Origin of the sequence: Thermophilibacter gallinarum (genome assembly GCF_014982725.1) — a bacterium.
GTDB lineage: Bacteria > Actinomycetota > Coriobacteriia > Coriobacteriales > Atopobiaceae > Thermophilibacter > Thermophilibacter gallinarum.
On the sequence record NZ_JADCJZ010000002.1, the window covers coordinates 593,997 to 620,105 of the forward strand.

Here is a 26,109-nt window from a genome sequence, read left to right on the forward strand (position 1 = left end):
GCTACGCCATCAGCCCCGCGACCGCGTCGCGCGCGGCACCCAGCTGCTCGTCCCCCGGAATCCAGTTGACGGCGAGCGTGTCGACGGGCATCCGGAACCCCGCGGCCTCGAGCTCGGCCGCGACGTTCTTGGGCCCCATCGGCGCCCAGCCGTAGCTGCCGAACGCCAGGCCGACACGGTTGTCGTTCTTGGGCGAGAGACCCTTCATGTACGTGAGGAAGCCGGCGACGGTCGGCAGCATCTGGCTGTTGAGCGTCGGCGAGCCCACGCACACGTACTTGCAGTCCATGAACACGTCCATCACGTTGGAGATGTGGTTCTCCTTGAGGTCCATGAGCTGCGCGGGCACGCCGGCGGCCAGGAAGCCGTCGACCAGCGAGCGGGCGATCTTCTCGGTGGAGTGCCACATGGAGTCGTAGACCACCAGCGCGCGCTCCTGGACCTCGCCGGACACGAAGCCCTCGTACGCGGCGAGGATGTCCTCGACGTGGCTGCGCCAGATGATGCCGTGCGCCGGGCAGATCAGCTCGAGCGCGTCCGGCCCGAGCCCGCGCACCGCCTTGACGGCAGCGGCCGCCTGCGCACGGTAAGGCTGCACGATGTTGGCGTAGTACTTGTGCGCCTGGTGCATGACCTCGCACATGTCGTTCTCGTCATCGAAGCGCGCCGAGCTGGCAAAGTGCTGGCCGAACGCGTCGTTGGAGAAGAGAATCTTGTCGTAGGCGTCGTAGGTGACCATGTTGTCAGGCCAGTGGACCATCGGCGTCTGGACAAAGGCCAGCGTACGCCTGCCGATGCACAGGGTGTCGCCGGTCTTGACGCCGTTGTAGCCCAGGTCGCCAAAGTGCGCGGTCATGTTCTTCACGCCCTGCGGCGCGGAGCAGTAGATCTGGCAGTCGGGCGCGAGGCGCTTGATCGTGGGGGTGTTGCCGGAGTGGTCCATCTCCACGTGGTTGGCGATGAGCACGTCGATCTTGGACGGGTCGATCACCGAGGAGATGCGCTCGAGCAGCTCGTCGGTGAAGGTGACCTTGGCCGTGTCGATCAGCGTGACCTTCTCGTCCAGGATGAGGTAGGCGTTGTAGGTGATGCCGGCCTCGGTGGTGTAGCCGTGGAACTCGCGCGCGTTCCAGTCGAGCGCGCCGACCCAGTAGACGTCCGGCTTGATCTGAACAGCGGAGAGCATGGTTTCCTCCTCGGTTGGAAGTGATAGCCGCATAGCAGCATTTTACCCCGCCCATGGCGAGAAAAACGGGCGGCCGGCGCGAAACCGACCGCCCGCGTGGGGGTCACGATGATTCAAAAGGGGTCTGTCCCCTTTTGAATCACTTCTCGCCGGCGGCGCGGCGGGCGGCGTACTCCTCGGCCAGCTTCTGCTGGATGTCGTGCGGGACCTGCTCGTAGCCGCTGACCTCGAGCTCGAACTCGCCGGTGCCGCGCGAGAGCGAGCGCAGGCGGGTGGCGTAGTCGGTGACCTCGGCGTACGGGATGGTGGCCACGACCGTGGTCTCGCCGGCGGCGGCGCCGGTGCCGGCCTCCATGCCCTCGACGCGACCGCGGGAGGCGGAGACGTCGCCCATCACGGAGCCGGCGTAGCTCTCCGGCACGGTGATGCGCAGGTGCGCCATGGGCTCGAGCAGCACGGGCTCGGCCTGCGCGACGGCCTTCTGGAAGCCGATGCGCGCGGCGGTCTTGAACGCCATCTCGTTGGAGTCGACCGGGTGGTAGGAGCCCTCGTAGACGGCGACCTTGACGTCGATCATCGGGTAGCCCGCGAGCACGCCCTCGCGCATGGTCTCCTGGACGCCCTTGTCGATGGCCGGGATGAAGCCGCGCGGGATGTGGCCGCCCACGACCTCGTCCGCGAACTCGTAGCCGGCGCCCGGGTTGGGCTCGATGCGCAGCCAGCAGTCGCCGTACTGGCCGGCGCCGCCGGTCTGCTTCTTGTGGCGGCCCTGGGCGGATGCCACGCGGCGGATGGTCTCGCGATACGGGATCTTGAGCGCCACGGTGTGGGCGGTGATGCCCGCGCGGTCCTCAAGACGGTCGAGAAGGACGCTGACCTGCGCCTCGCCGATAGCGGAGATGACGGTCTGGCCGGTGTCCTCGTCGCGCTCCACCTTGAGGGTGGGGTCGGCGTCCGCGCTCTTCTCGAGGAAGGCGTAGAGCTTGCCCTCGGTGCCGCGCGCGTCGGGCTCGATGGCGATGCGGTAGAGCGAGTTGGGGAAGCGGAACTCGGCGGCCTCGACCTTGCCGGTCACGGACAGCGTGTCACCGGTCATGGCCTCGAGCTTGGGCACCACGACGATGTCGCCCGCGGCGGCGGACTGCACGTCGGTGGTCTCGCGGCCGCACATCTGGTAGAGGTGGCCCAGGCGCTCGGTCTTGCGCGTGCGCGCGTTGGTGAGCTCGATGCCCGGCGTGATGGTGCCGGCCAGGACCTTGAGGAAGGACAGGCGGCCGTTCTGCGGGTCGTTGAGGGACTTGAACGCAAAGACCACGGGGCGCTCGTCATCCTCTGAGATGTCAAGCTGCTCGCCGTTGACCAGCGGGATGCGGCCGAAGTCGGCCATCGTGGGGAACCAGGCCACGGCGGCGTCCATGAAGGAGATGACGCCCTCCTCGCGCACGCAGCTACCGGAGAAGACCGGGACAAAGACGCGCTCGCGGATGGCCTTGGCGAGAAGCCCCTCGAGCTCGTCCTGGGTGACCTCCTCGCCCTCGAGGTACTTCATCATGACCTCGTCGTCCGCCTCGACCACGAGCTCGGTGAGCTGCGCGCGGGCGGCCTCGGCGGCGTCGGCGTACTCGGCGGGGACGTCCTCGACGATCGGCTTGCCGTTCTCGAGGTGGCGCGCCTTCATGTGGACGACGTCGATGATGCCGGAGAAGGCCTCGCCGGAGCCCATCGGGATGGTGACGGCGCCGAGGTTGGTGCCGAAACGCTCCTGCAGCGCGGCCATGGCCACGTCGAAGTCCGCGTCGGGGCGGTCAAGACGGTTGATGAACAGCGCGCGGGCGAGGCTGAGCTCCTCGGCCGCATACCACAGGCGGGTGGTGATGGTGCCCGGGCCCGAGGCGGCGTCCACGACGAAGACGGCCGTCTCGCACGCGCTCATGGCGGCGTAGGCGTCACCGACGAAGTCGGGGTAGCACGGGGCGTCGAGCACGTTCAGGCGCGTACCCTCCCAGATGATCGGTGCGATGGCGGTGGAGATGGAGAACCCGCGCTCCCCCTCCTCGCCGTCATAGTCCAGCGTGGGCTTGGTGCCGGCGTGGCCGCCGAGACGGGTGGTACGCCCCGTCAGGTGAAGCATGGCCTCGGCCAGCATGGTCTTGCCCACGCCGCCTTGGCCCACAAGGACCACGTTCTTGACCTTCTCCGTTCCCTTTGCAGCCATGATGCCTCCCTTGGACGGGGTGTGTGCACGATGCACTCACCTTACCCACGAGGGCGCGTCGCGTTGCGCACATATCGGGCAGCGGGCGAGAAGAACGGTGGCGGCGGATGGCGAAGGGGCGGCCCCGCTGCTGGAGCCGCCCCTGTCAGGTCGGTAGGTTCGCGCCTGCGACTACTCGCGCGTCAGGCGCCTGCGGAGGACGACCCCGCCCGCAACGACGGCAGCGCCGAGAAGGGCGAGCGTCGGTGCGTGGGCAAACGAGTCGTCACCCGTCCGGGGGATGGTGTCCTTCGGATCATCCGGCGTGGTGCCGCCCTGGTCACCGCCCTGTTCGCCGTCGTCGGGCGCGGCGGTGTACGTGTTAGCGAACGAGAGCTCGATGGCGGAGTTCTTGTGGCGGGAACCGGACACCGTGGACTCCTTGTCGAAGCCGTCGCCGTCCGTCGCGCTCGTCGTCACGGTGACCACGCCGTCGCCGTCGACCGTCGCCTCGATGGTCAGCGTGTAGACGGTGTCGTCGTAGGCGACCCCGTCAATCGGGTCGTCCGCGGGACGCACCTCGGAGACCGTGTAGGTGTACGTGCCGACGTTGCCCTCCGTGAACACGATGTTCTTGCCGGCCGTCAGGTCGTTCGTGGCCCTGACGCCGTCGCTGAGGCCGGAGAACTCGATCGGCAGCACGTCATTCTCGTCCTTGAGGCCGAGAAGGGCCGCGGAGGCCGTGTCCTTGGGCTGGACGTTGATGGTGAACGTCTCACCCGGCTTCATGTCGCGACCCGTGAAGATCTTGGAGATGTCGACGCCGACCGCCTGGTCATAGTCGACCGATCCGCCCCAGAAGGTGTTGGTGAACTCGACGGTGGCGGGATCGCTGGCGATGGTGCCCGTCGAGGCCAGGCCGTCCCCAGTCTTGCTGGAACCGGCGTCCGGGGAGACGCTCTGGTCGTAGTAGTCCGTCGCGGCCTCGGTCACCGTGTAGGTGGTGTCGGCGGGCAGGCCCTTGATGGTGATGCGGTCACCGTTCTTGATCGTGAACGAGTTCTCGGTCGTGTCGGCGGAGAAGGTGAACTGCTGGGTCGTCGGGATGCTGCCATCGGCGTGCGTTGTCTCGGCCTCGAAGGTGCCCGAAATCGGGCCGTTAGCGTCGGTAAGCTCGAGCGTGAACTCAAAGACGGCGTCAGCAGGCGCACCCGTTCCGGTGACCTTCTTCTCCACGGTGAGCGAGCTCAGCTTCCTGTTGGTCACGTGGATGGTCACGTCACCGGAGAAGATGCCGTTCAGACTCTGGTCGCCCAGCTCCTTCTTGTAATCCTTGCTTCCGTGGTCCCAGCACTGCGTCACGTCGAGGCGCGACCAGCCAGCGTCGGCGGTATAGGTGGCGTCGCTGTTGTCGGAGGGCTGATAGGTCAGCGCATTTTCGTCGTTCTTGTCCTGATATTGGAAGTGCAGCTCGCCGCCACTGCCGTTCCAGGCCGTCGACGCCCCCTCATAGGTCGTCGCGGTCTGCGGCTGCGCCTTCACCTCGTGCAGCGTGGCGTCAATCTGGTCGTCGGCCGCGAAGCTGCGCAAGCTGTAGACAAGGTCGCCGATGCCCGTCTCCACGGTCACGTTGTCGCCAGCCTTACCCGCGTCCACGTGCACGCCGTCGTCGTCGACGATCACGCGAATGGACGTGCCCTCGTTCACGTATCCACTGAGCGCCTCTTCGACCAGCACGTACTCGCCCTTGTCGAGCAAAGACTTGCCGTTGTAGGTATTCGACGTGATGTTGAGCGTCCCGTTAGCGTCAGTAGTGCCCGAGAAGCACCTGCGCTCGTCGGCATCGTAGACACCGTTGCCGTTCTCGTCATCATACATGTTGAACGTGACGCCCTGAATGGGGTTGCCCGTCGCCTCGTCGGTCTTGACCAGCGTCAGCTCGTTCTTGATGTTGGGGATGGAGAGCGTCACCGAGAACATGCGGTCGAAGCCCTGGCCGGCGTCTGGGTCGACCTCGACAATCGTGCTCGCGACGGTCAGGTCGTCGAACGAGGTCGCGTCGGACCAGTAGTACTTGACGGCGTACTGGGGCTCGCCCGTACCCTGACCATTCTCGATCATGTACTCGTAGGTGGTGACGTCGCCGGGCAGGTCCTCGATGGTGGTCTGGTACGCGCCACCCGAGCCGAGCACGAAGGCGTAGCCCGAGGCCTTCGCTGCGCTCACGATGGCATCCTTGTTGGTGTCGACGTCATCGATCGCGGTCGTGGCGACGTTCCAGCCGTTGAAGGCGTCGCCCGTCACGGCATAGTGCGCGCCGTCGTTTATCTTGGTCACCACGGCAAACATCAGGCCGTCGGCAGGATCGTAGGTTGCGCCGCCGCCAACAGACGAGATCGTCGTGGTCGCCGTGGCAGTCACGTGTGCCTGCGAGTAGGCGCCCGTGTCCCACTGGTTGCTCGAGAGCAGAACGCCGTCTCCGGTGCCGTCGCCGTTGATCTTGGAGAAGCGCAGCTTCACCACACCCGGGTTGCGATACCCGATGGTCGTATTGCCCTCGGTTTCCTCGAGAATCCAGTACCCACTGCGCTCACCCATCTGCTCGAGCGTGATGGGGATCTCCTGGCCAGCGTCGTTCCTGTAGGTGAAAATCATCTCGCCATTCGCGTTGGTGACGCCAGAGACGGAAGCCGCACTCGCAGCGGGCTGGTAGCTGGAGTCAGCCTCAGTCAGCGTGAACTCGACGCCCGGGAGCTCGTCGCCGTACTGGTCGACCTTGACGACGCCGGACTCCGGGATGTTCACGAGGTTGTACTTGAGATACATGTTGGAGTCGGTGTTGCCGCGCTCGAGATAGAAGAAGTCAAGGGTGTGGTAGGTGTTGTCGTCGAAGGTATCGCCGTTGAGAGCAAAGAGGCTCTTCAGCGTGTTCTGAGAGTAGACGGTATCACCGTTATCCCACTGATAGTTCCCGTTCGTGTCCTCGTACACGACCACGTTGCCCGTGGCGAAGTTGATCTCGATCGACGTGGCGTCGTGGATGCCGCCGAGGTCGCCCACGAGCACGCCGTCGATGAAGATCCAGACGTCATCGTCGCCGGAGAAGTTGTAGGTGACCTCCCGCTGCCCCGCCGTGCCGTCCGGCGCGTTGTGCCCGCCGTACTGCTGGACGAAGCGAGTGGACATATGCACGCCGAAGTAGTGGTTGATGATCTCGCTCGTCGACGTGATGCCGTCCTTCTGGGTGATGCCTCCGTCGGAGTTATCGTCAAACACCTCGGCGCCGGTGTTGAACGGGAAGAACTGGCCGTCAGGAGAGCTGCCCGTATGCGCGACGCCCCACGTGTCGTACAGCACGAAGCTGCCGCTCTCGCCATTGACGTTGAACTGGGCGAAGTTCTCCTGGCTGTTGTAGTAGTAATAGCCCTCGTCGTCGACCTGCAGCAGGCCCTTGACGTCCGTGTATGCGGCCTTGCCGTCAACGCTCGCGCTATTGAAGAGATAGTCAAGCGGCGCGCTGCCGAACGTCTGGCTCATAACGGGATAGCCGTCTTCGTCCAGGCCGCTGGCGACGATGCCCGTGCGGGGGTGAGCCGACTTGGTCCACTGATTCACATTGCCAGTGTTGGCGGCAAACGGGTCTTCGCTCTCGCCCATGCTCTTGCCAAACTTGAGCGTGTGGCCGGCGTTGATGCCCTGGTCGGCCTGATCGTCGGTGTAGTCCACGTTATCCGGTTCGATCTGCCCGGTGATCCAGTAGTCGAACAGGTTGATCGTGGTGCCACGGGGGCTCACGCCGGTGACCGTGTGCTCGGACAGAGCCGCCCACGCGACGGACGTCACGCCCAGGACGGCGACAAACGCCACGAGCACGCCGGCGAGCACGATCGCCGCTCGCGAGCCATTCAGTCGGGCACGCGCTCTTCCACCAGAAGAGCGCCTCGTCAGGAGATTGCGCATCAACAGCCTCACCTTCGACTCCGAGCCCCCTGCTGCGTTTCAAGTTGGATAAGTCTGGGGCAACATGCAAACCTTAACAGAAAAGTTTGGCAACCTGTGGAGTCTTTTCAGGTTCGGCCCGAGGTGGCGGTGCGGCGCGGCTACGCCAGCGCCTCGGCGATCGCGGCGACGAGGGCGTCGTGCTCGGCCACCACGTCGTCCACCAGCGCGCGCGCCGCGGGCCAGTCGCCGCCGCGGATGAGCTCGCACTGGCGCGCCGTCAACTCGTAGAGCCTCGTCATGGAGAGGTTGCCGCTCACGCCCTTGAGCGCGTGCGCCGCCTCGAGCGCCGCGTCCGCGTCGTCCTTCTCGGCCGCCGCCGCCAGGCGCGCGCAGTTCTCGTCCGCCGCGAACTTGCCCAGCAGCCGCCCGAGCAGCGCCTCGCTGCCCATCAGCCGCGCCAGCGCGTCCGCCGTGTCCAGGCCGGCCGCGTTCAGAACCTCAAGCCTCATCTCTGCTCCTCCTCGCCGGCGCCCTCGTAGAGGCGCGCGATCGCGGGCTCAATCTCCAGGAAGCACTCGAGCAGGCGCGGGTTGAACGTCCCGCACTCCCCCTCGCAGATCATCCGCAGTGACTCCTCGCGCGTGAAGGCCGCCTTGTACACGCGCTTGTTCGTCAGCGCGTCGTAGACGTCGGCCAGGCCCACCACCTGCGCCCAGGCGCTGTTCTCGTCGCCGACCAGGCCGTCGGGGTAGCCGCGGCCGTCCCAGCGCTCGTGGTGGTGGCGCGCGATGTCCACGGCGTAGCGGTACGCGCCCAGCGAGCGCATCTGCGGGATGCGCGCCAGCAGGTCGGCGCCCTGCGTCGTGTGCGTCTTCATGACCTCGAACTCCTCGGCCGTGAGCCGGCCGGGCTTGCACAGGATCGCGTCCGGGATGGCGATCTTGCCCACGTCGTGCATGATCGAGGCCAGCGCGATGTCGTCCACGTCCTCCTCCGAGAGCCCCTCGCCGAAGGGCGTCTCCAGAAGGATCGTCCGCGTGATGTCGTGGATGCGGCGGACGTGCAGGCCGCTCTCGCCGTCGCGGAACTCGATCGCGGTGGAGAGCGACTCGATCATGCCCCGGTTGAGCTCGATGATCCGCTCGGCGCGCTCGAGCAGCTGCACGCGCTGGTCCTCCACCGTAAGCGAGAGACGCTTCCTCGCCTCGAAGAGCTCCACCACCGCAAGCACCCGTCGTGTGACCACGTACGGCACGATCGGCTTGCCGATGAAGTCCATGACGCCCAGCTCGTAGGCCTCCCGCATCACGTCGTCGCCGCGCTCGGCGGTGATGAGGAACACCGGGGTGCGCCGCAGGAAGCCCGTGGGCTCCAGGCGGCGCAGCACCTCGAGGCCATCCACGTGCGGCATCATGACGTCGAGAAGAACCGCGGCGTAGCCGCCCGGCGCCGCGAGCAGCGCGTCGAGGGCCTCCTGGCCGTCGGCCGCCTCCTCGATCTCAAACTCGTCCTCGAAGAGGTTGGCCAGGATCAGCCGGTTGATCTCCTCGTCGTCGACGATGAGCATGCGTCCGCGCCTCTCGGCATCAGACATCAAAGCTCGCCTCCCTTGCGCCCGTGCGCCGCTCGCCGGCGGCCGGGCAGATCGGCTCCTCGTACGCGACCGTCACGTGACGGTCGCGCCCGGAGCGCTTGGCCTCGTAGAGCGCCGCGTCGGCCTGGCGCAGCGCCGCGTCGTAGGTCGCCGCGCGGCCGTCGATCACGAGGGCGCCCACGCTGCAGGTGACCGGGCGGCCGACGTGGGCCAGCCCCGCCTCGCGCGTGGCCTCGCGCAGCGCGGCGACCTTCTCGCCTATCGTGGCCGGGTCCACGAGCCCCTCGGCGAACACCATGAACTCGTCGCCGCCGAAGCGCCCCACGATGTCGCCGGCACGGAAGCCCCTGCTCAGGGCCTCGCCCACGGCGCGCAGGATCTCGTCTCCCTCGGCGTGGCCGAACTCGTCGTTCACGTCCTTGAAGCGGTCGATGTCCACGAGCAGCAGCGTCCCGCGCAGGCGCGTGCCCCGCCGGCCAAAGAGGTCGCTCACCAGCGAGACGAGCGCCCCCTTGTTGTAGACGCCGCACAGCGCGTCGCGCTCCGAGACCGCCCGGAAGCGCTCCAGCTCGGCCGCCCAGCGCCTCCGCAGCGCGACCAGCGCCACGGCGGCGGCGCCCGCCGCGGACCAGCCCACGACGGCCGCGACCTGCCACGCGTTCGTCATCGCGTCCTCCCCTCGCCCAGGCAGCGCGCCATGACGCGCAGCGTCTCCCGCAGGTCGATCGGCTTGGCCACGTGCGCGCTCATGCCGCACGCGCGGGCGCGCTCGCGGTCCTCCGCGAAGGCGTCCGCCGTCATGGCGATGATGGGCACCGTCGCGGCATCCGCCCGGTCGAGCGCGCGAATCGCCCGCGTGGCCTCGTATCCGTTCATCTCGGGCATGCGCACGTCCATGAGGATGACGTCGTAGTGGCCGACCGGGCTCGCCGAGAAGCGCTCCACGCACTCCCGGCCGTTCTCGGCCCACTCCAGCTCCAGCCCGCACGCACCCAGGAGCTCGCTCACGACCTCCCAGTTGAGCTCGTTGTCCTCGGCCACGAGCACGCGCGCGCCGGCGAGGTCCGCCACGTCGACGGAGCCCTCGCGGCCGCCCTCGTCCTCGCAGCGCTCCAGGTCGAGCACCACGCGGAACGTGGAGCCCTCGCCCTGGACGCTCTCCACCTCCACGGTGCCGCCCATGCCGTCCACGATGCGCTTGACGATGGCCATGCCCAGTCCGGTTCCCTCGGTCTTGCGCACGCGCTCGCTGTCCTCGCGCTCGAACGACTCGAAGATCCGGCTCAGGAACTCCTCGGACATGCCGATGCCCGTGTCGGACACCGTGAGCGTCGTGCGCACGCGGCCCTCCCCGCGCGGCGAGGCGCCCTGCGCCACGGAGAGCGTGACGCGCCCCCCGGCCGGCGTGAACTTGACGGCGTTGGACAGCAGGTTGAGAAGGACCTGCGACAGGCGCGTCCCGTCGGTGCGGACGGTGCGGCACTCGAGGTCCTTCTCGACCTCGAAGCTGACGCCGCGCGCCTCGGCCTGCGGGCCCACGATCGCGGCCGTGCCCTCGAGCACGTCCTCCAGGGAGACCGGCTCCTCGGCGAGCTCCATGCGCCCGCTCTCGATGCGCGACATGTCCAGCACGTCGTTGATGAGGCCCAGCAGGTGGTTGCTCGAGACCGCGATCTTGTCCAGGCACTCCGAGACGGCCGCCGGGTCGCCCTGGCGCTCGCGCGCGATCTGCGTCATGCCCACGATCGCGTTCATGGGCGTGCGGATGTCGTGGCTCATGTTGGAGAGGAACTCGCTCTTGGCGCGGCTCGCCTCCTCCGAGGCGGCGCGGGCGCGGGCGAGCTCGTCCATCTGCTGGCGCAGGACGCGCAGGTAGCGCACGAACAGCAGCGCGAGCGCCGCCATGAGGACGAGGCAGCCCACGAAGGCCGCGACCACGAGGCTCCACACGAGGGTGTCGATGGGGTCGTGGAGCACGCTGTAGGGCAGGACGGACACGATGAACCACGAGGTCTCGGGCAGCGGCGCCAGGAAGCTCGCGTAGCGGCTGCCGTTGACGTAGACCACGTAGAAGTCGCTCTCACCGCGCGCCATGACGCCGGAGAGCTCGTCGGCCGTGACGTCGTAGCGCACGCCCTCCACGCCCTCGCTGTCGCGCAGCAGCTGGAGGTAGTTGTCCGCGACGTTGCCGCCGCTGTTGAGGATGAAGGAGCCGTCCGCGCGGATGATGTGCGAGTAGACCTCGGTCGTGGAGACGTCCAGCGAGAGCGCCTGGACCATCTCGTCCAGCGGGACGCCCATGACGAGAAGGTCGCTCGTGCCGTCGCCGGAGTCCATCGGGCGCTCCGCGGGCTCGCCGAGCAGGACGACCGTCTCGCCCGACGCCGTGACGCCCGCCGTGACGTGGTCCTCGCCGGCCATGACGGCCCCGACGAAGCCGTCGAAGTCGTCGATCTCAAGCTCCTCGCCCAGGAGCAACTGGGAGTTGCCCTCCGTGTCGAAGACCGCGGCGTAGGTGAAGCCGCGCCGCTCCGCCTCGCCCACGAAGGCGTCGAGCGGGCTCTCGCCGGGCAGCAGCTCGTACGAGAGCGCCGACAGCGCCACGCTCTCCATCTCCGAGCGGTACAGCCGCAGCTCGGAGTCAAAGTTCAGGCGGATCTGCGCGCTCATCTGGCCCATAAAGGCGCCGCTCACGTCCTCGATGGTGTCGTCGCTGTCCTGGATCGCGTACATCGTGATCGCGGCGAAGATCGCCGCGCACAGGGCGAGAAGCACCAGGATGCCGTACCTGAGCGCGCGCATGCGGGTTGCGTCGAGGGCCTCTGGCGCGGCGGCGGGCGCGACATTCTTCTCGGCGTTCTTCTCGCTCATCGCGTCTCACCTCCCCGACGCCGGAGCATGAGCGTGGCGAGCGTGTGGCAGAGCACCGTGAAGTCGATGGGCTTGGAGACGTGCGCGTCCATGCCGGCCGCCGTGGTGGCGGCCACGTCCTCGGCGAAGGCGTTGGCCGTCACAGCCACGATGGGCACCTCGCGCGCGTCGGCACGGTCCAGCGCGCGGATCGCGCGGGCCGCCTCGCAGCCGTCCATCTCGGGCATCTTCATGTCCAGCAGGATCGCGTCGACCGAGCCCGGCTCGGACGCGGCAAAGGCGTCGAGCGCCTCGCGGCCGTTCCAGGCCTGGATCACCTCGACGCCCGCCCCGGACAGGAGCTCCGTGGAGATCTCCATGTTGATCTCGTTGTCCTCGGCGAGAAGGACGCGCGCCCCGCGCAGCACCTCGGCCTCGCCGCCCTCCGGCATCTCCGCCGCCACCGCCGGCGTGGCGGCACACGCGGCCGGGTCCTCTGCCGGCGCGGGCGAGAAGGGCAGCGTCACCGTGAACGTGGTGCCCACGTCGAGCTGGCTCTCCACCTCGATGGAGCCGCCCATCTGCGTGACCAGGCTCTTGGTGATGGGCATGCCCAGCCCCGTGCCCACGGTCTGCGAGGTGCCAAAGCGCTGCTCGCGCGCGTAGAGCTCGAAGAGGTGCGGCAGGTAGTCCTCCGACATGCCGATGCCGGTGTCGGCCACCACGATCTTGTAGCTGCCCACGTCGCCGCGGTCCTCCTGGCGCACGGTCACGCTGACGGAGTCGCCGGGGTTGGTGTACTTGAGCGCGTTGGAGAGCAGGTTGTTCACGACCTGCGACAGGCGCATCGGGTCGCCGTAGACGTAGGGGTCCGGCACGCGGACGTCGCTCGTGAACGTCTTGCCCTGCTCGCGGGCCTGGATCTCGAAGGTGGCCATCGCGTCTTCGAGCGTACGCGCCAGGTCCATGCGCTCGCTCGTGAACGAGACCTTGCCGCTCTCCATGCGCGAGATGTCCAGGATGTCGCTCACCAGCGTCAGGAGCTGGCGGCCGGACTGCTCAATGCGCCGCAGGTAGTCGGCGGTCTTCTCGGCGTCGCCGACGTCTCGGCGCGCGAGCTCGGTGAGGCCGATGATCGCGTTGAGCGGCGTGCGCATGTCGTGACTCATGTTGTTGAAGAAGGCCTGCTTGGCCTCCAGGCTGTCCTGGGCGGTGTCGAGCGCCTGCTCCAGGTAGTGGCGCTCGCGGAGCTGGCGCTGCTTCTCGGCGTCGACCTCGCGGAAGCACAGCACGACCTCCTCCGGCGAGAGCGACTCGTCGTAGAGCACGCGCACGTTGACCCAGCGGTACTTCTCGCCGAACTTGCGCAGGAAGTCGCCGCCGTAGTCGCGCACGCGGCCGGCCACAAGCTCGCGGATGTTGTCGGCCGAGAAGCTCTCCTCGAACTCCTGGAACGTGGCCTCCTCGATGACCTCGCTCGCGGTGCGCAGCAGCTCCTCGTAGGGGCCGCTCTCCGGGATGCGCTCGCGCACGTAGTCGGAGCCCTTGATCATCTCGTAGGTGCCCGTCTTGTAGTTCACGAGGTAGATCGCGTAGTAGGAGTTGCCCAGCACGCGCACGGTCTCGTTGGTGCGCTCCATGGCCTTGCTGCGGCGCCAGTCGCGTACGGCCATGGCCACGAGCGCGGCGAGAAACGCCGCCCCCATGCCGACGAACACCACGTAGACATTGGTGAGGTCGCCCAGGATGAGCGAGTAGGGTGTGGTCACGATCGAGTACCAGCCGTTGGCGAGCCGCGAGTAGTCCACGGCGCGGCGCTCGCCGTGGGAGTCGATGACAAAGGCGTCGTGGCCCTCCAGCTCGCCGGCCTCGATGCGCTCGACGAGGCCGGAGAGGTACGCGGGCACGTCCTCCTCGGGCTGATCGGTCTGGTGGTAGAGGTCCACGCCCGCGCCGTCGCACAGGAAGTAGGACACGCCGGCCGGCAGGTCCGTGGCGGCAAAGCGGAACTCGAAGCTCTCGGGGTAGACGTCGAAGGCCAGCACCGCGTCGATGTTGTCGCACGCCTGCGCGACCGTGACCACGTTGCGGCCGGTGAGCACATCCCGGTAGACGTCGGTGAAGACCGGCGTGCCGCGGTTCTCCATGGCGGTCTGGTACCAGGTGCGCTCCTGCGGCTGAAATTCGTCGCCGAGCTCGATGCCGCTGACGTTGAGGACCTCGCCGTCGATGACGCCGTAGACGTTGATGCTGTCGTCTCCCAGGACGCTGCGGATGCGCTGGCAGTAGGTCTCGGCCCAGGCCTCGAGCGAGCCCCACGGGTTGTCGTTGTGGATGCGCTGCTCGATGGAGGTGGTGCCAAAGTCCAGGAGCGCCTCGTAGGTCACGAGGTTGCTGTCGGTCTCGGAGGCGTAGTAGCGGGAGAGCGCCGTGTTGGACGCGTTGGCGTTGCGCAGCAGCGTGTCGCGCAGGACCATGCCGCCCGCGACGGCCAGCACCACGAACACCACGAAGACCGCGATGCTCAGGCGCATGCGCGCGAGAACCGCGAGCACGTTGCCCGCCCTTGTCGACCTGTGTCCCACGGGGCCCCCTGACGTCTTGGCTTGGGGCCATGATAGCAGGGTGGGGGCGTCGCGCCGCATGGGGCGCGTGTCGCGACTTGGTGCATGTCGCAACTTGGCGCTCGTGAATTCACGAGAGGCATGTTTTGACGCCAACGGCGAGAAGAACCCCCTCTCGTGAATTCACGAGAGGCAAGTCGGCGCAACTACACCCCGTACGCCTCCACCGGAACGACGTCCCAGCTGTCGTCGGTGCCGTCCGCGGCACCCAGGCCAACCTCCGCCGAGGCCCTTCTCGCCCGCTCGCGCGCAAGGCCGTTCCAGTGAACGCCGTCAATGAGCTCCAGCTCCTCGTAGAGCCGCTGCCGCAACGCTCGGCGGCGCGCGTCCTCCTCCGGGTCGAGCGCCGCCGTCCGGAGCCCGAGCTTCTCGCGGATCCTCGCCACGAGCCCATCCATGTAGTCGAGGTCCCGGTACTGCTCCGCGGACACGATGAACTCGTCATAGCCCATGGCCACGAGCTCGTTGTGACGCTCGATGTCGAGCGCCTGCTGCTCCGGGCTGTCGTGGTCGATCCCGTTGTACTCCACGGCCACCCCCTTGGCGCGACGCCCGCGCGCACGCAGCAGGATGTCGGGCTTGCGCACGCCCATGCTCATCGCATCACGAATGCGCCGCACCTCAACGGGGTCGTTCATCGAGAGGACCCTGAGGAACCAGCCGCCCAGCGCCGCCGGCAGCCCAAAGCGCATCGAGAGCTTGGTCTCGCGCGGGGACGCCGACCCCACGCACGCCCTCTGCAGCGCACGCCGCACCAGGCCCACCCCTCGCACGGAGCCGAGCGCGTCGAGAAGCGAACGGATTCGATCCGGCGTCGTCAGCGGCTCGCGCCGCTGCCACATCCCCTTCTGGCGGGCGAGGTCGATGGCGTACGTGCCGAGCAGCTCCGACAGCAAGAAGATGAGCTCAAGCTCCGTGAGACGCGGCGCCATGAGGACGGGCAGCAGCTCGGGGGAGACCACGCGGATGCCCGGCGCGACCTCGATCGTCGAGCCCGCGGGCAGCGGCGCCGACATGACGTGCGTGCGCACGAGGTCGTTGCCGATTCTCGCCGAGGCGGAGGAGACGAGAAGCTCCAAGGGCTGGCCCAGGCTGGCAAGCAACGGGCTGCGAGCCAGCATCTCCTCCATCTCCGCGCGCGTGGGCGCGCGGTCTGGGACGGCGGCTGCGTCGCGCGGGGCGGTCATGACGCGCCGCTGCAGGTCCGGCCGGCGGAGCACCTCGAGGGCTGTGGTATGTGTCAGTAGCACTTCCATGCAGATAGGCTACATGAATTTGCGGCGTTGTCTAGGCATCTCAACAAAATGATTTAACCACTAGCTGCCAGTTAACTGCCCGCTGGCTGCCCGGAGACTTGCAACTGCCCGGCGCGAACGCCCTTTCTCGCAGCTACCGACGCCGGTCGGAAAACGACGTCCGCGAATTCACAAGAGGCAAGTCGTTGCTTCGGGTTATATCAGAACATAGGCGCGGGCGGGGAGTGCCCACAGCGACGGACATGTCGCAACTTGGCGCTCGTGAATTCACGAGTGGCATGTTTTGACGCCAACGGCGAGAAGAACCCCTCTCGTGAATTCACGAGAGGCATGTCGGCGCACGCGCGCATACGAAGAGGCCCCCGGACACGCGGTCCGAGGGCCTCACAAGTTCGTTTGGAGCCGAAGCTACTCGACGATGCGGGCGAGCTCGGCCTTGGACGAGAAGGGCACGGCGTTGCCGGTGGCGACGTTCACGACCTCGCCCGTCCAGGTGCCCTCGTCGTAGTCGGAGGTGCGCACGACGTAGCGGAAGCCGCCGCGCCTGCTGGCGTCCGGGCTCTCGGCGATGTTCGTGAAGTCGTACTTGAGCGAGCCGAGAACCGCGGCGATGGAGTCGACGACGCTCGTGCCGGCGGCGACGGAGCGCGTGCCGGTCTCGCTGTTGTAGATGCGGCCGTCGGCCACGTAGACGGTACGGACGCGCTCGCGGCGGGTGGACTCCATGCGCGTGACGATGGCGATGCCGGCCACGATCGCGACCCACCAGATGACGCTCACCACAAGGTCGAGCGGCTCGTCGACCTTGTTGAGGCCGAGGCCGTACCAGGCACCTAGCGATCCGGCGGAGACGACGGCCAGGATGGCGGCCATGATGGCGTTGGACTTCTTCATCTCAGATCCTCCTCCCGGTCCTATCGCCCGCCGAGGACGTCGTCCTCGAAGGAAGCGAGCTCATTGGTCGCGCGACGCGTGCGGGCAGCCGAAAGGGCAAAGTACACGACGGTCACGCCCAGGCCGGCGAGCATGACCCAGTGGGTCCAGCAGGTCTGCTCGTTGGTCTCGCCGGAGGCGAGCGGCGTGGTGTCGTCGCCGATCTGCTCGGAGTCGGACTCGGTACCGTCGGTGAGCGGGGTCTCGTCCTCCTCGACGGTCTCCTCGTCCTCGGCGTCGTCGGTGTCGTCAGCGTCGTCGCCACCGGTCACGGCAACAGGGGCGGGGTTGGTCCCGCCGCCGGTCGTGGTGCCACCGCCGCCGGGGTTGGTGTCGTCGCCGCCACCGCCCGGGTTGTCATCATCGTCACCGGGGTCGACAGGATCGACGGGGGTAACGGGGGTATCGTCGTCGCCGTCATCAGCAGCAGTGATGGTCAGCGTGCCGGGGATGAACTCGAGGTCGTAGTTGTCAGCCTTAAACTTGCCGTCGGGGTTATCGGCCAGCGCGAGCGTGCCCCGCATAATCTTGTAGTCACCCGGTTTCTCGCCTTCCTCGCGGTCAGCGGATCCGGTCCAGCCAGGAATCTCACCGTTCTTCGCGCCAGAGTAGGTGGTGGTCAGCTGGGGATCACGCTCGCCCTCGACCTTGGTCTGATCCCCAGCGGTAACGGTGATGGTAGCCTTCGTCACCGTAAGCGTGCCGTAGTTCAGAGTGACGTTGTAGTTATCATCGAGGTTTGTGCCGGCGGTCGGGTGTACATCAAACGTATTGGTGACGGTGGTACCAACATTTTTCGGACACTCTGCAGTGAGATCGTACGTCGCCCCTTCGCCTTCGGCCCAGCCGCCGCCATTGTCGGGATCAAGATCGGAGCTGACCGTCACGCCGTTTTTCTTGAACTCGTTGGTCCCGTCATACGTCTTGCTGAGCGTGGCGGACGTGAATGTAATCTGACGCCTGTTGATCGTCAGGTCAACAGGCCTGAACTCGATGGTGGTTGAGCCTCGAGTCAGGGTCACGCTCATCCTGCCGGAGTCGGCAACGTCCTTAGCACCGCACTCAGACGTATAGGTTCCGGTATCCGAGTCGACGATCTCCTTAGACTCGTCAACCGTCTTCCCTTCGTCGTTTATAAGCTTAAAGGTTAGCGTGTCACCCTTTTTCACGCCGGAAACCGTGACGCCGTGCGTATCACCGTCGTAGTACCACGTGCCGCCAATGACGGTGAAGTCATCCCTCCACTGGGCATAGAGAACGTCGTCGACATCGGGGTTGAGCGTGTAGGTGCCGCCCGGACAATACTTCGTGCCGTTCCCATTAGGATCGGTATTCCAGCTATCGAACACCTTCCCGGCGGGCGCCTTGAAGTGGTTGTCCTGAACCTTTGCCGTATTGCCAGTGCTAACCCAGCCATAGGAGAAGTACTCTTCGCCCGTCCCGCCATTGGGCTTGTACGTCAGAACATCCCTATCGGGAACATAGCGACCATAGAACGTGGTATCCACGCTCAGCGTGTCGCCGCTCCCAAAGTCAACCTTCTCGGTGCAGGCCGCATCAGCATACCAACCGTCAAAGACGTAGGTATACCCGCCCGGGCCTATCTCTTTATCGCCTTCGTAGTGGGGATAGGCAATATCGCTCAGCGAAACACCCTTCGTATAGAGGGTGTAGTACTCCGGAATGGGCTGATCGAAGTCCTCCGCTCCGGGCTGCTTGACTCGGAAGCCGACCTGAATCTTGGCCTCGTCGATAAGAGTCACGGTACCATCAAGGTGATAAGTGTTCGTGCCCGTTGCGACTACCGGATTCTTGAGATTTGCGCCCGCATTGGCGCCGTTAGCGACCTTGAGCTCAGTCCACTCAATCGTATAGTGGCCGTCCTGCTTCGCCTCTTCAGAACCGGGCTCCGCATAGGTGTACTTCTTGCCATCAACTGTAATCGTCGTCTGGGCAAGATCGGCAGGGTAGGTGATCTTAAGGCTGTTAAGCTCATCGCCCTCGTAGAGCGTTGTTTCGACCTCGTGATTCGCGGGGCTGTCAATGCCGGTGATGGTACCGACGCCCATGCCGTTCCACTGAGTGTTGGGGTCGGCATTGGGGTCATGCTTAATGTTAGGGATGAGCGTGTAGAAGTAGACGTTCACGCCCTTGACGGTAACCCAGAACTCCTCGCTGCCGCCAAAGATAACTCCCCACTCGTGAGTCACCTTTACGGTTCCCTCGGCAAGACCAGTTACGGTTGCCCTATTGCCATTCCCCTCAATCTTGGCAATAGAGTCATCGGATACGCTCCACGAATGCGGCCGGATACTCCACTCACCAGTAATTTCAACAGACCCGCCAACGGTAGTCGTGTACGACCCGCCGGCGCGAGTCGACGCGTTCGTCGACTGGGTGGAGGTGGTGCTGAGCAGCTGGGGCTCGACGGTGGTCGTGGTTGCCTGCGGGGTCTCGGTCTCCTCGGCCGGCTCGGCCTCCTCGACGGGCGTCTCGTCCTCGGTCTCGGTGACGACGTCCTCGTCGTCCGACTCGGTCTCGACCTCGTCGGTCACGACGGCGTCGTCCTTCTCGCCCTCCGTCTCGTCGTCGGCGACGACGTCGGAGACGATGACCTCATCCTCGGGCGCCTGGGCACCGAGCAGGTCGTCGGCGTACGCCTGGAGGTTGGAGCCCTGCAGCACCAGCACGACGGTCAGGACCGCGGCAAGCACGGCCTTAAGCCCGTTGGCGAAGATGCCCTGAGCGGCCCTTCTGCCCTCTCGCTTTGAACTCACGTTCATCACCAGCCTCAAAACCAAATCCCCGCTATGTTTGAACTTCGTTTCTGGGATCCATCACATTTATAGATGAATGTCCAGTGTGCGTTAGGATACCACACCGCCAACTGAATTTCCGCTGGTAGCTGGTTTTTTTGCGATCCAACGTCTCGCACGACCCGCGTCAAGATTTCAACCTGTAGTTCCAGTAGCAACTAGCTGGGCTTTTCCAGGAAGCGTTACGCGGTCGACCGAGTCGCGTATTTTGTAATGCTTCTGCCCACAGCCACTCAGAGCGCATATCCGGCCGTTGCCCGCGCGCATACCCAGCGCTCGTGAATTCACGAGCGGCACCTTTCGACCGCTTTGGCGAGAAGAACCCCCTCTCGTGAATTCACGAGCGCCAAGTTCGTGCACGGTGAGTCACCTCTGGCGAACAGCTAGATTCGTCCTTTGAAGTAATACCAGAGCAAATGGTCTAATCCGTTCCTGCTGATTTCTCCGCCAGCCGCGCGGATGACATCGTCGATGCACTGCTGATAGGTAGCGTAGTCCTCGAGGGCGTGTTGCGTCTGCCTGTTAAGGCCGTAATACTCCACATAGAGCGGCAAGGCTTTTTTCACCACGCTGTCGTAAGGAGAATAGTTATCTTGCTCTGGCTTTCCTTCGAAGAGGCTGTAGCACGCATAGTGGCAAAACTTCGAAGCAAATGACTTATTTCTCCGACCGTTCCCCGAACCAGTAGACTTCGTAATATCAGACAGCTTGGTCACAAGCTCATAGTTATCCTTCTTGGGATTCATCAAGCATCCGTACAGCCACTCACTGCCCATTTCGCAAAGTCGGTCTGTGAGCTCATCCCGCTCCTCTTCACTCATACGAGTTGAGTACTTCCGATTCACCCGACGTACTACTGAATAGATGATGTCGCGATACTCGTCCCTGCTGAAAGTGATCTCACCGCGCAACGCCTTACCGAGCTTCTCGAGCTCTTTGAGCTCACCATCCTCACGCATATATTCCGAGTTGTACTCGATCATCTTCTCAACGCGAGCCACATTATCGAGCGAGAGCTTCACAAGCTGACGTCCCACGCGCTGCTCAGAGTCTCGGATAATCTCCAAGGCGTACGCCTTCGAGTGCTCCAGCTCCCTTTGAATCAGGTTCATCGTCCCCCAGACGTCATCAGCGATATCAAACCCTGTCCCTATACCTATAAACGATTCCAGACCTTCATCAAACTTAACTTACCCACGAATTCTGAAACATCGAGTTCGCGCAGCACACGCATTCGAAAGCGAAACGCTGCCCAGCCATAGCCAAATTGAAGCGCCGATGATGAAGAGCCCGGGTTGAGCATTGTTGTCCAGCGCTGATGATATGATTCATGTGCAGAGAGGGGGTCCATTGATGGCAAACGTTAATGATGTTGCCCTATACGTGCTTAACCGAATTGGCTATACGTCAACCATGAAGCTGCAGAAGCTCGTCTTCTATAGTCAGGCATACAACCTCGTGTCCACGGGCAGGCCCCTGTTCGAAGACCGAATCGAAGCTTGGGCAAACGGCCCCGTTGTCCCCTCCCTCTTTTTTGAGCACAAGGGTCGTTACGTCATCGGACCCGAGGACCTTTCACTTCACGGCCCCTCGACCCTAACCATGACTGATATTGCCTGCATTGATCACGTCATCTCCCGCCTGGGCGACAAAACGGGGTCAGAGCTTAGCTGCCTCACTCACTCAGAGGATCCCTGGATGGCAGCGCGGGGCAATCTTCCCTACGGTGCCCGCTCACACAACCAAATCTCACTCGATTCGATTCACGCTTTCTATTCCTCTGACAGAGCCCGTTCTAACCCCGTCTTTTGCTAGACGCCATGGAGCCGCAGTTTTCAAAAAGCAGGATTCGTTGGGCTGGCAGCATCCTCAGAAACGATGACTCCAATCCGGCTGACCTCCAGTGCGCGCATGAAGCTCTCGCGTACTGGAGGTCAGCTCATGAGAGCCCCCTTGATGAGATGATGCACATCTTGGAATCGTCGCCCGTTGAGGGCGCAATCGTCGTAAGTCGCCTAAAGCGCATTGACACCATTAAAGGAAAGCTGCAAAGAGCGGGACAACACCACGAGCTCGACACCATGTATGACATTGCTGGTTGTCGGATTATCGTTCCAACGGTCGAGGGTGTCTATCAGGTGCGCGACTACTTATCCCGGCAAGCCAATATTGCTAAGCTGCTGGACCGCATAGTAGATCCAAAGCTCAATGGGTATCGATCCCTCCATGTAATCACAGAGCATCATAGCGAGAAGTTTGGCTATCCACGCCTAAGAGTAGAAACGCAGGTCAGAACGCAGCTGCAGCATTCTTGGGCAACCGCAGTCGAGAGCTACGACCTTATTTCTAGATCTCACCTCAAGTTCGACTCGGGTGAGAAGGATGTAATGAGGTTCTTTTCTCTAGCGTCCGGAGCATTCGCAATTCAAGAGTCCACAACCCCTGTGCCAGATATTCCAACAAGCATCGATGCAATTGCACACGAGCTATCTGCTCTAGACGACATACTTCATATCACGGATAGGCTTTCGGCCTTCTCCCAGTCCATGAGCTTCGTCATGGACGGCCAAAAGGTCCCAAAAGCCCCCTACTACCTCATCAAAGTCGATTACGACATGCAGGGAATCTGGATTGTTCCGCTCCGTGACTCAAGCGTGGGTTCAATCATGACAATGTACGGCATAGAGGAGAACGAGAAGCTTCCTTCCAACGATATCCTTCTCGTGAAGGCTGCATCTGTCGAAGATCTGCACGCTGCGTATCCGAACTACTTCTCGAACATAGACAGCTTTATTGGACTGCTGGATAACCTCATTCAATAGGCCTTTCAGGAGCATCCCGAGTCCTGGCTCCGGAGCCTTAACGCCTGCGATTTCGCGCGCTATTGAGCTGCGCACATGGGTAGTTGACATCAGTCCGCGCCCAATCAGATTGGACTTAGGCCCATGCCTCTTATGATTATTAAGTCCAATACAAGTCTAATCAGGGCTCGATTAAGTCGTAAATTGGACTAGCTTACGACTAACGGCCTCGACTACATTCGCTTGGCCTACACCCAACCTTGCCTCTCAATAGGCCTCCTCCATCGCAGATCAGGCAGCGGCATCGGACATGTCAGCCTCGCTCCCCAGATAGCCCGGGAACGGGAAGGCTACCGCCACCGTCCCGTAGTGGTCGCGATGCGCCTGCTCAACGGCCTTGGCAAGCTCCGTTCCCGTCTTACTCGTCGCGTCAAAGCGCTCCCCGTCCCGCACCCTCGCATCGATGTCAAACTCAAGCTCCTGCACCGGGGTGCTCGCCACCTGCCCGTCCGACAAGCTCAGCTCGATATAGCACTTCATCCGGCAGCTCTTGTCCGGGAAGAAGCACACGGGAAAGCTCTAGTTGTCCTTCCCACGTACGCTCTCGTTGATCGCAGCCTCAAATTCAAAGGTCGGCTCACTCGTGTCCACGCGGATTCCGAAGACCGCCCTCCTGCCGTCGCCCACGCCATAAGCGCCCCACTCGACCGTGCCGTCCGGGTTTACAACCACCCAGTACTCTTTCTGCGCACTGCCACTCTCCTCGCCGTCCGCGGAAGCGATGTCGAGCTTCAGCTTGAACTCCCTCTTCTCCGAGGGCGCCTCGACAACGTCTGCATCGCTCAGAACCCGAACGGAAGCGGTCTCTCCGTTGCGAACGTCGTCAAACCCAAACGAATACTCGCTCTTACCAAAGCACTTCGCGAAATCCGGGTCGTCGCAACTCACCGTGCATGTGAGCGAGGTCGCATCAAGCCAACCGGCATTCCCAATCAAAATGGACACGCCGCCCCCAGTCCCGCCATCCGCGGCATCATCCCGAGCCGTATCGGGATATACATCCAACTCCGCCCGGCAGATAGGCTCAATCTCCTCGGCAACGAACCTGAACTTGGTAAACGTCGCGGTCTGCTCGTCATAGTTCCGAACAATCAGCTGGGTCGCACAGCTCTCGTTGAAATACGCAACCTTGTCAGGCTCGACCTCGTCATTGAATACCTCAATCGGCCCGTCACCATTCAACTCCACATCATAGAGGGGCTCTTCGCTGAGGAGGTCTATGCTTATCCCATGCGGAGACGTCGCGTCGGCATACCAGTCGGACAGGTTAATGAGACCACCGACTATGCCGATGATGGCTGTGGCCGCGGCGAGCCATTGCGCCCAGCCCATGCCAGTCGGTCGACCGCTCGCACTGTTGCCCTCTTTTCCACTACTCTCGCCGTGCCGCTCAGTCGGAGCAGAAGCCTTCTTGCCCTCGACAGCTGGATGATCTCGACGGGTCTTCGCATCTTCAGGTCCCGGCATGACGCACCCCCAGGCTCACGCAGCCGACATGCAGATGCGACCAAGAAGCGCCGTCTCCGCCGAAGGGGCTGACCAACGATCAAGCTATGAAGTGGTGTACCTGAAAAGACTACCGTAGCGCGACGATCGAACCAGGCCCAATTCCGCCAGCGCGCAAGCTGAACGGCAACCGCATCCCGCCGTTGCCCGCGCGCATACCTAACGCTCGTGAATTCACGAGAGCCACCTTTTGCCCGCTTTGGCGAGAAGAACCCCCTCTCGTGAATTCACGAGAGCCAAGTTCGTGCATCGCGCACGAGAAGGACCCCCGAACCGTGAGGCTCGGGGGTCCTGTCCGTCGTACTGTGTCGCGACCTGCGTGCTAGCCGATGATCGTGGCGAGCGCGGAGCGCGAGTCGAACGGGATGGTCTTGCCGGTCTCGACGACCACGACCTCTCCCTCCCAGGTCTCGTCCTTGTGCTCGCCGTCGTCGTCACGGGCGGGCTCGTACTTGGACGTGCGGACGACATGCGTCCAGTTGGCCGGGTTCTCCTCGTCGTTGGGGTCGGGGGCGTCCTCGCGGTCGAAGCCGTACTCGAGGTTAGCCAGGACGGTGGCGATGGAGTCGGACGCGGAGGAGCCGGCGGGCATCATGCGGACGCCGGTCTCGCTGTTGTAGTAGCGGCCGTCACCGACGTAGACGGTGCGGACGCTCTCCTGACGCGTCTTCTCCGTCTTGACGGCAAACCCGACGCCCACGATCACGATCGCCCACCAGACAACGCTCAGGACGAGGTCGAGCGGCGCGTCCACGTTGTTGAAGCCGAGGTTAAACCAGAGCCACAGCAGGAACGCGGAAGCAACGGCGATAAGAGCGGTGAGAATGACGTTGGACTTCTTCATCGTTAACCCCTCCTTCCTTAGGCGTTGTCACGGTCGTTGTCGAGGACCTTGTTCTCGTAGCCGAGCAGGCTGGACGTGAACTTGCGGCGACGCGCGGAGACGCCGACGAAGTACACGGAGCTGAGGATCATGCCGATGAGGATGATCCAGTGGACCCAGCAGTCCTCGTGCTTGCCGGCGGCAAGCGGGGTGTCACCGTCGTCGATGGTCTCGGTCGGGCTGACCAGCGGCGTGGTGTCGTCGTCGATGGCCTCCTCGGTCTCGGCGTCATCATCGGTGGCGTCGTCAGCGGGGACGGGATCGGGCACCGGAGCCGGGGTCGGCGTGTCGCCGCCACCGCCCGGGGTGGGACCGTCGTCACCGCCACCCGGGGTCACCGGGGCCGGGGTGATGGTCAGCGTGCCGGGAACGAAGGTGAGCTCGTAGTTGCCGGCAAGGAAGCCGTTGCTGCCGTCGGCGAGCTTGAGGGAGCCCTGCGTGATGTCGTAGGTGCCCGGGGCCTCGCCAGGATCACGGGTAACGGAGCCGGCCCAGCCAGGAACCTCATTGCCGACGGCCTTGGTGTAGCGCGTGGTGAGCGCCGGGTCAGCCGTACCCTGGACCTTGGTCTGGTTGTTGGCGGTCACGGTGATGGACGCCGGGTTGACGGCCATCGTGGCCTTGAGCTGCTCGCTGGACACGCCAGAACGCTTGAGGTTAACCAGCACGGTGGCGGAGTCAGACACGTTCTTGAACTCGGGCTCGTTATCAATGACCGGGTTACCGTCAGCGTCAGCAATGACCGGGCACGTAAGGACCCTAGTAACGCGAGCCTCAGTCCAGGTGTAGACAACCTGATCGCCAACGAGAATACCCGTGACGTCGATAACGTCGGTAGTGCCGTTGTAAGTCCAGGTGTTGCCGGCGACCGTGAAGTTCAGGTCATCCGCATGGAAATCAGGGGTCCACTGGGCGACGTAGGTGACGTCCTTGGTCACGGTCTCGTCCACGGACGGGGTCCAGCCGCCGAACTCGTAGCCGTCGCGCTCGGGGGTGCCGGAGAACGCGGGGGTCTTGGCGCCGTAGTCGAGCGATCCGGTCTTCTGGTCGGCGAAGATCTCCTGGCCGTCAACGCCGTCGGTGTAGGTGACGGTGAACTGCTGCTTGAAGTAGACCTTGAGCACGGTCGACTCGTCGCCGGCGATGGTGCCGGTGAGCACGTTGGCGGCGTCCTCGTCGAACACGTAGCCGGCCTTGGAGGGCTGCTTGTCCCCGTCGGTCACGGCGCAGGCCGTGTCGGTGGTGCCGCCGCGGGTCACGGAGTCGTCGGCGGAGACGGGGTACTGGCCGTCAACCTGGTAGTAGTACTCGACCGTGTACTTGGTGTCGGTGTTGGCGGTCCACTGGGCGACGTAGGTGACGTCCTTGGTCACGGTCTCGTCCACGGACGGGGTCCAGCCGCCGAACTCGTAGCCGTCGCGCTCGGGGGTGCCGGAGAACGCGGGGGTCTTGGCGCCGTAGTCG

General features: G+C 64.3%; 18 protein-coding genes. 2 read left to right on the plus strand and 16 right to left on the minus strand.

The window, feature by feature from the left end; genetic code table 11:
* Position 1: 1 nt before the first annotated feature.
* From INF26_RS06620 to INF26_RS06675, 12 genes are all read right to left on the minus strand, one after another.
* A complete protein-coding gene (locus INF26_RS06620) occupies positions 2 to 1,186 on the minus strand; it encodes an FprA family A-type flavoprotein (protein ID WP_193530057.1) in 1,185 nt (394 codons plus the stop codon).
* Between the two features lie 139 nt (positions 1,187 to 1,325).
* Positions 1,326 to 3,401 (minus strand): elongation factor G, encoded by a 2,076-nt coding sequence (locus INF26_RS06625; RefSeq protein ID WP_193530058.1) that lies wholly within the window; start codon positions 3,399 to 3,401, stop codon positions 1,326 to 1,328.
* A gap of 171 nt (positions 3,402 to 3,572) precedes the next feature.
* Positions 3,573 to 7,340, minus strand: coding sequence for a DUF7601 domain-containing protein (locus tag INF26_RS06630; RefSeq protein WP_193530059.1), 3,768 nt, complete (start codon positions 7,338 to 7,340; stop codon positions 3,573 to 3,575).
* A 140-nt stretch (positions 7,341 to 7,480) separates the two neighbouring features.
* Positions 7,481 to 7,831, minus strand: coding sequence for an Hpt domain-containing protein (locus INF26_RS06635; protein WP_193530061.1), 351 nt, complete (start codon positions 7,829 to 7,831; stop codon positions 7,481 to 7,483).
* Complete coding sequence (locus tag INF26_RS06640; protein ID WP_193530063.1) at positions 7,828 to 8,916, minus strand: HD-GYP domain-containing protein; 1,089 nt, start codon at positions 8,914 to 8,916, stop codon at positions 7,828 to 7,830. The genes INF26_RS06635 and INF26_RS06640 overlap by 4 nt, the downstream gene beginning before the upstream one ends.
* Positions 8,909 to 9,583, minus strand: a complete 675-nt coding sequence (locus INF26_RS06645; protein WP_193530065.1) for a GGDEF domain-containing protein — start codon at positions 9,581 to 9,583, stop codon at positions 8,909 to 8,911. The genes INF26_RS06640 and INF26_RS06645 overlap by 8 nt, the downstream gene beginning before the upstream one ends.
* Positions 9,580 to 11,787 carry a hybrid sensor histidine kinase/response regulator gene (locus tag INF26_RS06650; RefSeq protein WP_193530066.1) on the minus strand — a complete coding sequence of 736 codons (2,208 nt, stop codon included), beginning with the start codon at positions 11,785 to 11,787 and terminating at the stop codon, positions 9,580 to 9,582. Before INF26_RS06650 ends, INF26_RS06645 begins: the two co-directional genes overlap by 4 nt.
* On the minus strand, positions 11,784 to 14,321 hold the full coding sequence (locus INF26_RS08630; RefSeq protein ID WP_193530068.1) for an ATP-binding response regulator: 2,538 nt from the start codon (positions 14,319 to 14,321) through the stop codon (positions 11,784 to 11,786). The genes INF26_RS06650 and INF26_RS08630 overlap by 4 nt, the downstream gene beginning before the upstream one ends.
* Positions 14,322 to 14,536: 215 nt before the next feature.
* Positions 14,537 to 15,646, minus strand: coding sequence for a hypothetical protein (locus INF26_RS06660; RefSeq protein WP_193530070.1), 1,110 nt, complete (start codon positions 15,644 to 15,646; stop codon positions 14,537 to 14,539).
* Positions 15,647 to 16,054: 408 nt separating this feature from the next.
* Positions 16,055 to 16,540, minus strand: a complete 486-nt coding sequence (locus tag INF26_RS06665; protein ID WP_193530072.1) for a hypothetical protein — start codon at positions 16,538 to 16,540, stop codon at positions 16,055 to 16,057.
* Positions 16,541 to 16,560: 20 nt separating this feature from the next.
* The gene (locus INF26_RS06670; protein ID WP_332307325.1) at positions 16,561 to 19,365 is read right to left on the minus strand and encodes an MBG domain-containing protein; all 2,805 of its coding nucleotides are present in this window, start codon (positions 19,363 to 19,365) and stop codon (positions 16,561 to 16,563) included.
* 413 nt (positions 19,366 to 19,778) lie between these two features.
* The gene (locus INF26_RS06675; RefSeq protein WP_193530075.1) at positions 19,779 to 20,507 is read right to left on the minus strand and encodes a hypothetical protein; all 729 of its coding nucleotides are present in this window, start codon (positions 20,505 to 20,507) and stop codon (positions 19,779 to 19,781) included.
* A gap of 301 nt (positions 20,508 to 20,808) precedes the next feature.
* On the opposite strand from INF26_RS06675, the gene INF26_RS08660 reads away from it, so the two are divergent.
* Positions 20,809 to 21,210 (plus strand): Panacea domain-containing protein, encoded by a 402-nt coding sequence (locus INF26_RS08660; RefSeq protein ID WP_226371952.1) that lies wholly within the window; start codon positions 20,809 to 20,811, stop codon positions 21,208 to 21,210.
* A gap of 5 nt (positions 21,211 to 21,215) precedes the next feature.
* Entirely contained in the window at positions 21,216 to 22,217 is a 1,002-nt protein-coding gene (locus INF26_RS06685; RefSeq protein ID WP_193530077.1) for a RelA/SpoT domain-containing protein, read from the plus strand.
* Between the two features lie 270 nt (positions 22,218 to 22,487).
* On the opposite strand, the gene INF26_RS06690 is transcribed toward INF26_RS06685, so the two are convergent.
* From INF26_RS06690 to INF26_RS06705, 4 genes are all read right to left on the minus strand, one after another.
* On the minus strand, positions 22,488 to 22,736 hold the full coding sequence (locus tag INF26_RS06690) for a hypothetical protein (protein ID WP_193530078.1): 249 nt from the start codon (positions 22,734 to 22,736) through the stop codon (positions 22,488 to 22,490).
* Positions 22,737 to 22,775: 39 nt separating this feature from the next.
* On the minus strand, positions 22,776 to 23,723 hold the full coding sequence (locus INF26_RS06695; protein ID WP_193530079.1) for a hypothetical protein: 948 nt from the start codon (positions 23,721 to 23,723) through the stop codon (positions 22,776 to 22,778).
* Positions 23,724 to 24,084: 361 nt separating this feature from the next.
* Entirely contained in the window at positions 24,085 to 24,606 is a 522-nt protein-coding gene (locus tag INF26_RS06700) for a hypothetical protein (protein ID WP_193530080.1), read from the minus strand.
* A 17-nt stretch (positions 24,607 to 24,623) separates the two neighbouring features.
* The coding region (locus tag INF26_RS06705) for an MBG domain-containing protein (protein WP_193530081.1) at positions 24,624 to 26,109 on the minus strand (1,486 nt) is incomplete at its 5' end.